The organism is Streptomyces griseicoloratus (assembly GCF_014534645.1).
Classification (GTDB): Bacteria; Actinomycetota; Actinomycetes; order Streptomycetales; family Streptomycetaceae; genus Streptomyces; species Streptomyces griseicoloratus.
The window spans coordinates 37,104-49,846 of record NZ_JACVQF010000055.1; the positions used below are offsets into that span (position 1 = coordinate 37,104).

Annotated in this window: 12 protein-coding genes; 5 read left to right on the forward strand and 7 right to left on the reverse strand. The window is 70.1% G+C overall.

Annotated features, from left to right (window positions below):
- The first annotated feature begins 28 nt into the window (after nucleotides 1-28).
- Entirely contained in the window at nucleotides 29-571 is a 543-nt protein-coding gene (locus H0H10_RS02130) for a GNAT family N-acetyltransferase (protein ID WP_188179060.1), read from the forward strand.
- A gap of 149 nt (nucleotides 572-720) precedes the next feature.
- On the opposite strand, the gene H0H10_RS02135 is transcribed toward H0H10_RS02130, so the two are convergent.
- The 3 genes from H0H10_RS02135 to H0H10_RS02145 form a co-directional block, all read right to left on the reverse strand.
- The gene (locus H0H10_RS02135) at nucleotides 721-1,194 is read right to left on the reverse strand and encodes a GNAT family N-acetyltransferase (RefSeq protein WP_188179061.1); all 474 of its coding nucleotides are present in this window, start codon (nucleotides 1,192-1,194) and stop codon (nucleotides 721-723) included.
- A gap of 157 nt (nucleotides 1,195-1,351) precedes the next feature.
- Nucleotides 1,352-1,867, reverse strand: a complete 516-nt coding sequence (locus H0H10_RS02140; RefSeq protein WP_188179062.1) for a GNAT family N-acetyltransferase — start codon at nucleotides 1,865-1,867, stop codon at nucleotides 1,352-1,354.
- 28 nt (nucleotides 1,868-1,895) lie between these two features.
- The gene (locus H0H10_RS02145; RefSeq protein ID WP_188179063.1) at nucleotides 1,896-2,273 is read right to left on the reverse strand and encodes an ArsR/SmtB family transcription factor; all 378 of its coding nucleotides are present in this window, start codon (nucleotides 2,271-2,273) and stop codon (nucleotides 1,896-1,898) included.
- Nucleotides 2,274-2,716: 443 nt separating this feature from the next.
- Here H0H10_RS02145 and H0H10_RS02150 point away from each other — a divergent pair, with 443 nt between their 5' ends.
- Together H0H10_RS02150 and H0H10_RS02155 are read left to right on the forward strand one after the other, a co-directional pair.
- The gene (locus tag H0H10_RS02150) at nucleotides 2,717-2,863 is read left to right on the forward strand and encodes a hypothetical protein (protein ID WP_188179064.1); all 147 of its coding nucleotides are present in this window, start codon (nucleotides 2,717-2,719) and stop codon (nucleotides 2,861-2,863) included.
- A 50-nt stretch (nucleotides 2,864-2,913) separates the two neighbouring features.
- Nucleotides 2,914-4,305 carry an NAD(P)-binding domain-containing protein gene (locus H0H10_RS02155; RefSeq protein ID WP_188179065.1) on the forward strand — a complete coding sequence of 464 codons (1,392 nt, stop codon included), beginning with the start codon at nucleotides 2,914-2,916 and terminating at the stop codon, nucleotides 4,303-4,305.
- 126 nt (nucleotides 4,306-4,431) lie between these two features.
- Here the strand turns inward: H0H10_RS02155 and H0H10_RS02160 are convergent, their stop codons facing one another.
- The 4 genes from H0H10_RS02160 to H0H10_RS02175 all read right to left on the reverse strand — a co-directional run bounded on the left by H0H10_RS02160 (nucleotide 4,432) and on the right by H0H10_RS02175 (nucleotide 8,349).
- The gene (locus H0H10_RS02160) at nucleotides 4,432-5,154 is read right to left on the reverse strand and encodes a potassium channel family protein (protein WP_188179066.1); all 723 of its coding nucleotides are present in this window, start codon (nucleotides 5,152-5,154) and stop codon (nucleotides 4,432-4,434) included.
- Nucleotides 5,147-6,598 carry a TrkH family potassium uptake protein gene (locus tag H0H10_RS02165; protein WP_309141711.1) on the reverse strand — a complete coding sequence of 484 codons (1,452 nt, stop codon included), beginning with the start codon at nucleotides 6,596-6,598 and terminating at the stop codon, nucleotides 5,147-5,149. Before H0H10_RS02165 ends, H0H10_RS02160 begins: the two co-directional genes overlap by 8 nt.
- A gap of 72 nt (nucleotides 6,599-6,670) precedes the next feature.
- Nucleotides 6,671-7,066 (reverse strand): hypothetical protein, encoded by a 396-nt coding sequence (locus H0H10_RS02170; RefSeq protein WP_188179067.1) that lies wholly within the window; start codon nucleotides 7,064-7,066, stop codon nucleotides 6,671-6,673.
- A 485-nt stretch (nucleotides 7,067-7,551) separates the two neighbouring features.
- On the reverse strand, nucleotides 7,552-8,349 hold the full coding sequence (locus H0H10_RS02175) for an SMI1/KNR4 family protein (protein WP_188179068.1): 798 nt from the start codon (nucleotides 8,347-8,349) through the stop codon (nucleotides 7,552-7,554).
- 360 nt (nucleotides 8,350-8,709) lie between these two features.
- Here H0H10_RS02175 and H0H10_RS02180 point away from each other — a divergent pair, with 360 nt between their 5' ends.
- Nucleotides 8,710-11,349 (forward strand): FG-GAP-like repeat-containing protein, encoded by a 2,640-nt coding sequence (locus H0H10_RS02180; protein WP_309141712.1) that lies wholly within the window; start codon nucleotides 8,710-8,712, stop codon nucleotides 11,347-11,349.
- A 104-nt stretch (nucleotides 11,350-11,453) separates the two neighbouring features.
- A partial coding sequence (locus tag H0H10_RS02185; protein WP_188179069.1) for a VCBS repeat domain-containing M23 family metallopeptidase occupies nucleotides 11,454-12,743 on the forward strand: 1,290 nt, incomplete at its 3' end.

Sequence of the window (12,743 nt, forward strand, 5' to 3'; positions counted from 1 at the left end):
GAGCCCATTTCAGACCCAGAATGAGTGGATGATCACGCTTGAGACTCCCCGTTTGATACTGCGTCGCTGGCGCGAGGAAGACATTGCGCCCATGGCCGCCGTCAATGCCGACCCCGAGGTCATGCGGTGGATCCGTGACGGCAGCGTCCTTGACGAACAGCAGACTCGCGGCCGGGTCCAGGCATGGGAGAACGAGTGGGAGGCACGGGGCTTCGGCCTGTTCGCCGTGGAGATCCGGTCCACTGGCGAGCTGGCCGGGTTCACCGGCCTTTCGGTGCCCGGCTACTTGCCGGAGGTACTGCCGGCAGTCGAGGTCGGCTGGCGGCTGGGACGTTCCCACTGGGGGCAGGGCCTGGCCACCGAGGCCGCTGCAGCCGCTGTACGGTTCGGGTTCGAAGAGCGAGGGCTGGAGCGGATCGTCAGTATCGCTCAAGTGGGCAACGACGCCTCTGAACGGATCATGACCAAACTGGGAATGCATCCGGTCCGTGAGACCGTGAACCCCACAGGCGGCCGGCGAGTACGGGTGTTCGAGTTGTCGTCGGACCAGTACGTCAGAACCACTCGTTGAGGGCGGCGACGAGGACGGTGGCCTCGTAGCGGACCGCGAGTTCGTCGTACCTCGTGGTCACGGCTCGATGTCTCTTGAGGCGATTGGTGCCGCACTCGACCGCGTGCCGGGCCTTGTGTCCTCCGGGTCGGACTTCGACGGTTGGTGGGTCAGGGCCGCGAGACGGTGAGTGGCAGATCTCGGTGGAAGACGGCCATGGCCCGGCCGGGGCCGTTGTAGTCGTCGACGATCTTCGTGTCGAAGCCGAGGCTGCGATGGAAGGCGATCGAGCCGGTGTTCTCGACGGACGTGATCGCCTTCAACTTCCGTGCACCGTGGCGTTCCGCTGCTTCGGCGAACGCCGTGTACAGACGACGCCCGAGACCGGTGCCACGGGCATCGTCCCGCGTGGCGATCAGATGCACGTACCCGGTGCCGTCTGGGGTGACGAACCCGAAGACGTACCCGCGGATTCCGTCCTCGGCCCGGGCAACCATGCAGGTGGAGCCGAACTCCTGCACCAGGGCCAGAAGGTGCAGCGACCGAAGGTCGCGTTCGCCCCAGTAACGGGAGTGATCATTCAGGACCTGGTGGAAGTCGGCCACCGCGGCCGGTGCGATGTGTATCCCCATGATGACGATCATGGCAGGCAACCCTGGCCGTTACAGGCGAAGGTCCGCACAGGTCGGGCAAGTTGTGCCGTACGGCTGGGGACGTGCCGGCCGAGTCCGGGACTGGACCGGCAGCCCGGGCCCGGTTCTGCCCCCGACGCGTCCTGCTGGTCCTGGCGCTCGTCTTGTCTCAGTCGATCGCTGGGCTGCGGCGCTCGACGAGAACGACGTCGCGCCAGCGGCCGTGGTGGCGGCCGATGCGCTCCCGGGTTCCGATGACGCGGAATCCGGCCCGCTGGTGAACGGCGAGGCTGGCGGCGTTCTCCGGGAAGATCCCGGACTGGATGGTCCAGACACCGGCCTGCTCGGTGGAATCGATGAGCGCCTTGAGCAGGGCGGAGGCGACACCGCGGCCGCGGGCCGCGGGGTGGACGTAGACGGAGTGCTCCACCACACCGGCGTAGGCGCAGCGGTCGGAGACCTTGGTCGCGGCGACCCAGCCGAGTACCGCCCCGTGTTCGTCCAGGGCGACGAAGCGGTGGTCGGGCAGTTTCGCGGCGTCGAACGTCTCCCAGTCCGGGGGAGTGGTCTCGAAGGTGGCGTTGCCCTCGTCGATGCCGGCCCGATAGATCGCCAGGACCTGCTCGGCGTGCTCGGCGGTCAGCGGCACGATCACCGAGCTGGACGAACCGGTGCCTACGGACATGGTGCTGTCTCCCCTTGCTGGGTAGCGGTCAGGCCGCTGCGGCGGTGGTGGTCAGCAGTTTGCCCATCGCGGCGAGCACGGACGGCTCGACGCGGTAGTAGACCCAGGTGCCGCGCCGCTCGGAGGTGAGCAGGCCGGCCTCCTTGAGCTTCTTCAGGTGGTGGGAGACGGTCGGCTGGGAGACGCCGACGTCGGAGATGTCGCAGACGCACGCCTCGCCGCCCTCGTGGGAGGCGACGGCGGAGAACAGCCGCAGGCGCACCGGGTCACCGAGCGCCTTGAACATCCGCGCGGCCGTCTCGGCCTCCCCGGCGGTCATCGGTCGCTCGGTCAGCGGCGGGCAGCACGGCACGACGCCCTGGCCGTCGACGGGCTCGAGCGACGGCAGCACCTTGGCATTCGACATGCGTCTATGTTGACACACATCGAACCAGTCGGTGAGGGCGGTCACGAGCCCGCGAGGTGGGCGGCGAGGCGGCGGGCGACGCGGGCGGCGTCCCGGCCCGCGCCGCGCAGGGAGTTCGACGCCAGGCTGCGCTGCCACTCCAGCCCGACGAACGTCAGACCCGGTGAGGTAGGGCAGGTGGGGGCGGTAGCCGGTGGCCAGCAGGAGGGTGTGCACCTCCTCCCGGGCTCCGTCCGGCCGGAGCAGTGTGGCGCCGTCCGTGCCGGAGGACATGGGGCGCCTGCCCGAGGGCCGGGGAGAACAGCGTGAGGCTGTCGTAGTGCTCGTCCGCGTGCTCCATGAATGACCCTCTGGCTTCGACGAATGTCTATGTTGACGCCCATCGAAACAGGTGCCATGCTGGCAGTGCAAGACATCGACGTTCATCAAAACAGGAGCCCGCCGTGGCCACCGCTCTGCGCACCGCCATCACCGCTTACCGCACTCGCCGGGGCACCCGCAGCCTCACCCAGGTGCGGTTCTGCGACGCCGTGTGCCGAGCCCAGGCCGGCCGAAGGTCCACCGAACTCCTCGCGCTGTCCGCCCGCTGACCCACCGCACGCCTCGCCCCGCGCGCTTCCCCGTCAAGGAGAAAATCCTCATGAGCACCCAGCAGCTTCCCGTCGTCGTCATCGGAGCCGGCCCCGCCGGACTCGCCGCTGCCGCCCACCTCGTCGAGCGCGGCATCGAGCCGCTCGTGCTGGAAGCGGGTGACAGTGCCGGTGCGGCCGTTCGCGAGTGGAGCCACGTGCGCCTGTTCTCCCCCTGGGGCGAAGTCGTCGACCCGGCTGCCGAGAAGCTCCTCGCCCCCACGGGCTGGACGCGCCCCGACCCGGCGACGTATCCGTCCGGCGGGGACTGGGCGGAGCGGTACCTGCAGCCGCTCGCCGACGTCCTCGGCGACCGAGTCCGCATCGGCACCACGGTCACCGGGGTCTCCCGGGCCGGCCGCGACCGGATCGTCGACGCCGACCGTGAGACCCAGCCCTTCGTCGTCCACGTCGAGCACGCCGACGGCCGTGAGGAGCGGGTCCTCGCCCGCGCGGTCATCGACGCCTCCGGCACCTGGACCACCCCGTCCCCGGCCGGCGGCAGCGGCCTGCCCGCGCTCGGCGAGAAGGCGGCGGCCGACCGCATCACGTACCGCGTCCCCGATCTCAAGGACCCCGCCGTCCGCGCCCGCTACGCGGGCAGGCGCACCGCGGTGATCGGCTCCGGCGCCTCCGCCTTCACCGCGCTGGCCCACCTCGCCGAGCTGGCCAAGTCCGAGGACGGCAAGGGGACGCACGCGGTGTGGGTCCTGCGCCGCGGCATCTCCGGCTCCACCTTCGGCGGCGGCGAAGCCGACCAGCTGCCCGCCCGCGGGGCCCTGGGTCTGGCGGCCAAGGCCGCCGTCGACGACGGCTACGCCGACGCCGTCACGGGCTTCCGCACCGAGGCGTTCGAACCCGACGGCGACGGACGCCTGGTACTGGTGGGTGACGACGATCGCCGGCTGGAGCCGGTGGACGAGGTGATCGTGCTGACCGGGTTCCGCCCCGACCTGTCCTTCCTCTCCGAGATCCGCCTGAACCTGGACGAACGTCTCCAGGCCCCGGTGCAGCTCGCTCCGCTGATCGACCCCAACCAGCACTCCTGCGGCACCGTCTACCCGCACGGCCACCGCGAGCTCTCCCACCCCGAACAGGGCATCTACCTGGTCGGCATGAAGTCCTACGGCCGCGCCCCGACGTTCCTTGCCATGACCGGCTACGAGCAGGTCCGCTCCGTCGTCGCCGCGATCGCCGGCGACCTCGACTCCGCCGACCGCGTCGAACTCACCCTCCCCGAGACCGGAGTCTGCGGCGGAGCCGGCCTGTTCGACGCCCCCGACGTCCAGCAGGCCGACGCCGGCGGCTGCTGCGCGCCTGCGCCGCAGCTCGTCCAGCTCGGTGCGCCTGCGGCAGTGGGAAAGGCCGTCGAGGAGGATCCGGCGGGCGGCTGCTGCGGCTGATCCCCAGTCCCTGGTCTTCGCGGAGGGCTACGAGCGCGCCCGGCGCCTGGCGGTACGCCAGGAAGGGAGGCCGCCCGCCGGGAGTCGCCGGTCGCCCTTTACGGAGGGAAGGCCGGCCGGGGCAGCTCAGCTGAGGTCGGTGAACGCCTCGACCGAGTGTGTCTTGCCGGTGACGATGATGACGTCGCCTCGCTCCACGACCGTCTCGGCGGTGGCGTAGGTGAAGTCCTCGCCCGGGCGTTTGATGCCGACGACCGTGACGCCGTACTTGCTGCGGACCTGGCTCCGGCCGAGCGGGATGCCGGTGGCGATGTCCGGGGCGACGGTCTTCACGAGGGCGTAGTCGTCGTCGAACTCGATGAAGTCGAGCATGCGGCCGGTGACCAGGTGGGCGACGCGCTCGCCCATCTCGTGCTCGGGCAGGACGACATGGTGGACGCCGAGGCGTTCGAGGATCTGGCCGTGCTGGCGGCTGACGGCCTTGGCCCAGATGGTGGGCACCCCGGCCTCCAGCAGGTTGGAGCTGACGAGCATGCTGGCCTCGATGTCCGTGCCGATGGCGACGACGGCGCTGGTGAATTCCTGGACGCCGAGCTGGCGGAGCGTCTCGGGGTCGGTGCAGTCGGCGACGGCCGTGTGGGTGAGCGCGTCGCTGTGCTTCTGGACTAGGCGGGCGTCGGTGTCGAGGCCGAGCACGTCCCAGCCGCGGCGCATCAGCTCATTGGCCAGCGAGGTGCCGAAACGGCCCAGCCCGATGACCGCGACCCGCTGGTCGCCGGCACCGCGGGCATGGGTCTCGGCGACGCGCTTGTGCCGTCGCCGGCGCAGGGAGTGAAGGTAGTCAGCCAATGATGGGTCGCTCCTCGGGCAGTTCGTAGCGGCGGGTGCGCTCGCGCAGGGCAAGTGCGGAGACAAGGGTGATGGGGCCGAGGCGGCCGACGAACATCAGACCGGTCAGGAGCAGTTGCCCGGCGCCCGGCAGGTCGGCGGTGATGCCGGTGGACAGGCCGACCGTGGCGAACGCGGAGACGACCTCGAACAGCACCGGTTCCATCCGCTCGTGCACCAGTGTGAGCAGCAGCAGCGTGGAGCCCACGACGAGGGCGACGCCGAGCAGTGCCACGGTCAGGGCCTGGCGCAGCACATGCGCGGCGAGCCGGCGGCCCAGCACCACCGAGTGAGGCTCGCCGCGCACCTCGGCGATGATCGCGACGAGCAGCACCGCGAAGGTGGTGACCTTGATGCCGCCGGCCGTTCCGGCACTGCCGCCGCCGATGAACATCAGCACGCACGTCATCAGCAGCGTCGATGCCTCCATGGCGCCGATGTCGACCGCGTTGAAACCCGCGGTGCGCGTCATGGCGGAGTGGAAGAAGCCGCCCAGGATCTTGTCCGCCGTGCTGTGCGATCCGAGTGTGCCCGGGTTGGTCCACTCCAGGACGCAGGTCAGTACGGTGCCGACGGCCAGTAGGACGACCGTGACGATCAGCGTCAGCTTCGTGTGCAGGGTCCAGGTGCGGCGCCCTGTCGTGCGCTGCCGGTGGCGGTGGCGCAGCAGCTCCAGCAGCACGGGGAAGCCGAGGCCGCCCAGGATCACCGCGGCCGCGACGGGCAGCAGGACCCATCCGTCGCCCGCGTAGCGGGTGATGTTGTCGGCGTGCAGGCCGAACCCCGCGTTGTTGAAGGCCGACACGGCGTGGAAATAGCCGAGGTAGGCGGCGCTGCCGACGCTCTCGCCGTAGCCGTACCGGAAGCGCAGCGCCAGAACGGCCCCGACGGTCAGCTCGACGACCAGCGTGGTGCCGGCGACACCCAGCAGCACCCGTCGTACGTCGCCGATGCCGAGGCTTCTCGTCTCCGCCTGGGCGGTGAGCTGCATCCGCAGTCGCAGTCTGCCGGAGATGAGAAGGGCCAGCATCGAGGCCATCGTCATGATCCCGAAGCCGCCGACCTGGATGAGGGCGAGGATCACTCCCTCTCCGAAGCCGCTCCAGTACGTGCCCGTGTCCACGACGGCGAGACCGGTCACGCACACCGCCGAGGTCGCGGTGAACAGCGCGGTCACCAGGCCGGTCGCCGAGCCGTCCTCGGAGGCGACCGGCAGTGACAGCAGCAGTGTGCCGGCCACCACGGCGAAGGCGAACGCCACGACGACGGAGCGAGCGGGATGGGCGGCCAGCAGGGACGGCCGTGACCGCGTCCGCGTCGTCAGTGCCGCCACCAGCTGCCCCTCGTCCTTGTCACCCTCACTGTCAGTGCCCGCCTTGGTCACAAGCGCGTCAAGGGCCGGCACACCTCACCTATGGGTGTACGCGAGAGATCGTGTCCGTACGGCGCGGACATGCCGGTGTCGTTCCGCCGATCGTCATGCCGGCCCTCCCCAGTCGCTCGGGAAACCGGGCGGAGGCTCGGGAACGTCGAAGAAGAGGCCGTGGAAGCCCCAGGCGATGAAGGCGACGATCGCGGCGATCATGATGTAGGCGATGATGAGGACGGCCTTCGGCACACCCTTGGCGCGTACGGATGCGCCGGTGGTGAGGTTCTCCAGCCGGGCGACGCGCAGGGTGCCGGACTTCATGCGGCCATGGGCGCGCACCCGGTCACCGTCGTTGAGGGAGCCCTCGAAAGTGAGGCCGCGCATCTCGACGGGGACGACGGAGATCCGGTTGCCGAAGGCGTCGTACCGCTCGACGCGGAAGGTCCACACGACCTCGAAGTGGTGCTGGCCCTGGTATTCGGACCGTACCTGCGCGCCTCTCACCTGCCCTTCTACGACCGTCCTGCCGCCCAGGCCGGCATCCGGTCCGGCGGTCTGCAAGAGGGGCCGCTGTCCGCTGCCCGGGACGAGAGGGCCGCCCGGTGCGGCGTCCCACGCCCCGGGCGGTGGCTCGCCCGGCGCGCCTGACCGCGGGGGCTGCCAGGCGCCGCCGTCCGGGCGAGGATGCGGGGCGGAGGCAGGCCAGGCCCGCTGTCCGGGCGGCTCCGACGGCTGGGGCGGAAAGGACGGGGGCATCGTCATGGATCTTCTTCCTTCCGGTACGGGCGCATCGCGGAGAGCGCGGTACGGCGACACGTGCGGTCCGGGTCGCCTCTCCAGTAGGCCCAGCACCGGTGACCCACGTCACGGCACTGCTTTTCGGGGCTTGACAGACGGTGGCCGCGTGGTTGCCGGCCTCGCCCCGGCACGGACTTCGGCATCCTCGGTCCGGAACCGGGCCCGTGGATGCCGGTGGCGGCGCGATTCGGTCAGGTGCTCTCCCGGTAGTTCATGAACCAGTGGGTGTCGAAATAGCGGGCCATGGTGTACGGGTGGTGCGGGTCGGTGAGGATGCGGCAGACGAACTCCGCGGCCTGGTAGTCGAAGAGGAGGTCGTCGCCGTCGAAGGACCGGACCACGACGGGCCAGCGGTCGGGGTCGTCGCCGTCGGTCCTCCAGCAGTACAGCTCCTCGTGCTCCGTGCCCGCCCAGATGAGCAGGCCGTCCCCCCTGAGATGCGTCCACGGCTCCTGCTCCAGGTCCAGCCATCCGTCGAAGGCACCCTCGCCGAACGTCTCGACCATGCGCTTGTAGTCGCTCGGCAGCGCCGTGCCCAGGCGCGACTCCAGCTCCGCCCAGTCCACGTCCGGCCGCTGGGCGGGCCGGGTCCAGCCGGTGATCCGTATGAGCCGTTCCATCCAGTCGACGTCCTCGCCCGGAGCGACCGCCACGGGTTCCGGCACCTCCCGGTGAGCGACCACCAGCACCGGCCGCTCGGTGCCCTCGGGGTCCCGCGCCGTACCCGAACCGACCCACTGGTCCCCGTACGCCCACGCCCGTATCGTCACCGCGCGGTCCTCGAAGGGGACGAGGAGGGCCGCGCCCTGGGACTCGTCGGCCGTCGGATCGGTGAAGCCGTCGAGGACGAGGGTGCGCGGGGCGCCGTACCTGCTGCCGAGCAGGTCTGTCAGGGCCTGCGGGTCCAGGTCGACGGGCAGGTACATGTAGCCGTCCCCCGGGCCCAGTCGGGCCAGCAGGTCGTTGACGGTCGCTTGCGTGAGCTCCATGGCGGACAGTCAAGCGCACCGCACTGACAATGAACCTGCCCGCCGGCGCACGGAAGCAGCCGATGGTCACTACCTGCAGCATGAAATGGATTTCTTGCGCTCCCTCCGGCGCTCCGGCGTGCAGGCCCGTGACCGGCGAAGACGTCGACCGCGGATCGCTGTGCCTCGGCCGCGCAACCGGGCGTAATGACTCAAGTGCCCGCTTTTTGCCCAACAGCCTTGCTCAGCAGCCCTGTTGACGTGCTCCAGTCACCCTAGTACCGTCCGCTGAAATCGATTTCTCCTAGGGCTGGACCGACCGACATCACCGGGAGCACAGTCATGCGCAGAGCCGCCCAACCTCCCCGTCGGAGAGGGGCCGTGGGCCGTGCCCTCACCGCGGCCCTCCTCGCACTCGGCACGGTGCTGACCGCCGTGCCGCAGAGCACGGCCGCGAGCACCGCCGGTACCCCGGCCGACGCGTCTCCGGCGGCGGGGACCCTCGCGGCAGCCGCCGGTTCCCCTCCGGCGAGCGACTTCTTCTCGACCGTCGTCGTGGACCCCGCGGCCACCGTGGGCGCGCCCGCGGCAGGCGACAACCAGAACCACGGCGACCTGTGGCCCAACTGCTGGGCGGACGACGACAACGTCTACACCGCGTACGGCGACGGCGTCGGCTTCAACGGCCCGTACAGCGACATCGGCGTCGCCAAGATCTCCGGCATGCCCGGAGCCCTGACCGGATCCCAGCTGTCCACGGACGTCAGTCAGATATGGAGCGCCGGCCACAACCGCAAGCCCACCGGCATGGCCTGTGTGAACGGCGACCTCTACCTCGCGGTGCAGGACCTGGCCACGGACTTCAACGACGCACCGGCCGCGACGATCGCCAAGTCCACCGACAAGGGGCGCACCTGGACCTGGGACCGCAACCGGCCGATGTTCGGCGGCGGCGTGTTCACCACGGTGATGTTCCTGGACTACGGCAAGAACTACGCCAACGCCCCCGACGACTACGTGTACGCCTACGGCCTTGACCACAACTGGCGGGACTCCTTCGACAACACCGTCCCCGACCCCGTCGACCTGTACCTGGCCCGCGTCCACAAGAGCTCCGTCATGGACGAGAACGCCTGGCAGTACATGTCCGGCACGGACGCCTCGGGCAACCCGCTCTGGTCCACGGACATCGCCGGGCGACAGCCGGTCCTCCACGACGACCGGCACATCTACCAGGACGTCTTCACCGCCGGCCGGGCGCGGGACATGACGGTCCTCAGCCAGGGCGGCGTGGTCTACAACAAGCCGCTGAACCGCTACATCTACACCTCGTGGACCGAGTACACCTTCGAGTTCTACGAGTCCCCGACTCCCTGGGGTCCCTGGAAGCACTTCGCCACCAAGGACTTCGGCGGCTACCCGTGGACCCACACCAAGCACGGCGGCTACGCGACCACGATCCCGTCGAAGTACATCAGCGCCGACGGCAAGTCGATGTGGCTCCAGTCCAACGTCTGTCCCTGCGGCGGCGGTTACCCGCACGGCGACCACTGGGCGTACACCTTCTCCCTGCGGAAGATGAGCCTGGAGCCGCACCGCGACTCCACCCCCGGCAACGCCGCCGACCCGGGCCGCAACCTCGCACGTGAGCCCGGCACCGTGCCCGTTCAGCGTGCCGCGCACTTCGGCAGGGACGCGTTCTACGCCGACGGCAACCGCGACCAGAACGAGGACGACTGGAACGACGAGCGCAAGGGCGCGAGCTGGTGGGGATACACCTGGCCGCGCCAGTACATGATGAACAAGGTCGTCTACACGACCGGCGACATGTTCCCGGACGGCGGCTGGTTCGCCGGCGACCTGCGGGTCCAGGTCCGGCGCGACCACCAGTGGGTCGACGTCTCCGGGCAGCGCATCGGACCCGCGTACCCGAACGACAGCACGGCGGGCGCGCACCGCACCTACACCTTCTCGTTCGACCCGACGGCGGGCGACGGGGTCCGCATCATCGGCCGGCCGGGCGGCGACAAGACGTTCACGTCCATCGCGGAGCTCGAGGTCTACTACGGCAACGCCGGCGGGGTGATGCTGGGCGGCTCGCCCACGGATGTGACGGGGGACGGCAGGGACGACATCGTCACGTTCACCCGGAACGCGGCCGCCGACGTGTACGCATCCCCCTCCAACGGCTCCGCGTTCGCGGGCGGCGGCAAGTGGAACGAGCACTTCGCGCCCGCCGGCGAGACCCCGCTGACCGGCGACTTCACCGGCGACGGGAAGGACGACGCCGTCACCTTCACCCACGGTGCGGCGGCCGACGTCTACGTCGCACCGTCCAGCGGAAGCGCGTTCGGCACCGGACAGAAGTGGCACGACCACTTCGCACCGGGCGGCGAGGTGCCCGCCGTGGGCGACTTCGACGGCGACGGCAGGGACGACATCGTCACCTTCACCCAGGACGACTCGTCGGACGTCCATGTCGCCCTGTCCTCGGGCACGTCCTTCGGCACGGGCGGCAAGTGGCACGACCACTTCGCCCCGGCCGGCGAGTTCCCCGCCGTCGGAGACCTGAACGGCGACGGCAGGGACGACATCATCACCTTCACCAAGAACGCCGAGGCAGCCGTCTTCGTCGCCCTGTCCACCGGTGACTCCTTCGCCGCGGCCCGCAAGGTCCTCACCGGCTTCTCGCCCGGGGCCGAACTGCCCCGTGTCGGCGACTTCGACGGCGACGGCAGGGACGACATCGCCAGCTTCACCGCCGACACGGCGGCCGACGTCCGCGTCGCCCTGTCCGACGGCAGCGGCTTCGCCGTCAAGGGGGTGTGGCACGACGCGGTTTCGGGCCCGGGCGCCTATCCGTACGTCGGCGACTACGACGGTGACGGCAAGGACGACGTCGTCTCCTTCGACCACACGCCCGAGGCGGACGTCCATGTCGCCCTCTCGACCGGCACCGCCTTCGGTGACCGGAAGAAGTGGAACGACTTCTTCGGCCTGCCCGGCGAGACCTCCCTCTGACCCCATGTCTTCCCGGCGGCGCGCAGTGAGAGGCGCGCCGCCGGGAAGCCACGTGCCCGGAACCGACCCATGGCGCACCCGCGCCTTCACGAAAGGAAGACGGCATGCGAAGACGGCACCTCTACGGCGGCCTCGTCGTCGCGTTACTGACCGCCGGCGCCACCCTGATCCCCGTGTCGACGGCCACGGCCGCCGGCACCCGCCCCGACTTCCGCGCGCCCTGGCCCTGCGGACAGGTCCGGGACTACTACCACCACTCGTCCGAGGTCCACAACGCGCTGGACTTCAACATCGCGGGCTCGGCCGACCTCGGCACCCCGGCCCTGGCCTCGGCGCCCGGCACGGTGATCGACGCGGTCCCCGTGCCCAACTCCTCGGGCTACGGCAACTACGTCCGCGTCGACCACGGCGGCGGCTGGACCAGCCTGGTCGCGCACCTCGACCGCATCACCGTGTCGAAGGGCCAGTACGTCCGCACGGGCGACGAACTGGGCAAGGTCGGCACCACCGGCCAGTCCTCCGGGCCGCACCTGCACTACGAGCAGGAGGCGGACGGCCAGAACATGCCGATCGTCATCGACGGCGTCGCCCTCCGCTACAGCACCACCGCCGCCCGCCACACCAGCGGCAACTGCGGAACCCACCGACCGGTGCCGGGCGGCTCGCCGACGGACTTCAACGGCGACGGCAGGGACGACATCGTCACCTTCACCCAGAACGACGAGGCCGACGTCTATGTCGCCGAGTCGACGGGGAGCGAGTTCGGCGGCGCGAGGGTCTGGCACGACTTCTTCGCCCCGGGCGGCGAGACCCCGCTCACCGGTGACTTCAACGGTGACGGCAAGGACGACATCGTCACCTTCACGCACGGCGAGGCGGCCGACGTCCATGTCGCCCTCTCCAGCCGCGGCATCACCTTCGGCGAAGCCCGTGTCTGGCACGGCCACTTCGCGCCGGGCGCGGAGGTCCCCGCCGTCGGGGACGTCAACGGCGACGGCTACGACGACATCATCACCTTCACCCAGGGCACCGAGGCCAAGGTCTATGTGGCGCTGTCCAACGGCAGCGACGGCTTCGGCGAAGCCCGCGTCTGGCACGGCTTCTTCTCGCCGTCGGGTGAGTTCCCGGCACTCGGTGACGTGAACGGTGACGGCAAGGACGACCTGATCACCTTCACTCAGGGCAGCACGGGTGATGTGTACGTGGCGTTGTCCGACGGCAATGCCTTCGGTGCGGGCCGGCTGGTCCACGAGCACTTCGCCCTCGCCGGTGAGCAGCCACGCGTGGGCGATGTGAACGGTGACGGCAAGGACGACATCCTCACGTTCACCCAGGGTGCCGAATCCGATGTGTACGTGGCGCTTTCGGACGGCAACGGCTTCGGCGGCGGGCAG

Coding starts and splice junctions, on each gene's coding strand:
- H0H10_RS02130 (WP_188179060.1), top strand. CDS start 29: ATGATCACGCTTGAGACTCCCCGTTTGATACTGCGTCGCTGGCGCGAG.
- H0H10_RS02135 (WP_188179061.1), bottom strand. CDS start 1,194: ATGATCGTCATCATGGGGATACACATCGCACCGGCCGCGGTGGCCGAC.
- H0H10_RS02140 (WP_188179062.1), bottom strand. CDS start 1,867: ATGTCCGTAGGCACCGGTTCGTCCAGCTCGGTGATCGTGCCGCTGACC.
- H0H10_RS02145 (WP_188179063.1), bottom strand. CDS start 2,273: ATGTCGAATGCCAAGGTGCTGCCGTCGCTCGAGCCCGTCGACGGCCAG.
- H0H10_RS02155 (WP_188179065.1), top strand. CDS start 2,914: ATGAGCACCCAGCAGCTTCCCGTCGTCGTCATCGGAGCCGGCCCCGCC.
- H0H10_RS02175 (WP_188179068.1), bottom strand. CDS start 8,349: ATGGAGCTCACGCAAGCGACCGTCAACGACCTGCTGGCCCGACTGGGC.